Genomic DNA, 236 nt, shown 5'->3' with positions numbered 1-236 from the left:
GGGCCGATTACATCGGCGTGGAATACGGCGAGGAGCCGGAGAAGTTTACGTGCTGGTCGCTTGTCCAGCAGGTCTATGCGGATCAGCTTGGGATCGAGCTGCCTATCTACGGCGAGATCGAGGCGTCGGACCTGCTTCGCGTGGCGCGGGCCATGGATGAGGGGCAGGCGTCGGATGGCTGGATCGAGGTCATGGAGCCGCAGGAATACGACGTGATCCTGATGCGCGCGCGGCGT

At 63.6% G+C, this 236-nt stretch carries 1 protein-coding gene; it reads left to right on the top strand.

From position 1 onward, the window contains the following. The coding region (locus tag CG51_RS18385; protein WP_035747498.1) for a C40 family peptidase at positions 1–236 on the top strand (236 nt) is incomplete at both ends.

Origin of the sequence: Haematobacter missouriensis, assembly GCF_000740775.1 — a bacterium.
In the GTDB taxonomy this organism is placed as follows: Bacteria; Pseudomonadota; Alphaproteobacteria; order Rhodobacterales; family Rhodobacteraceae; genus Haematobacter; species Haematobacter missouriensis.
Note: the sequence above shows the minus strand (reverse complement) of the source record. Positions and strands in the feature narration are given on the sequence as shown.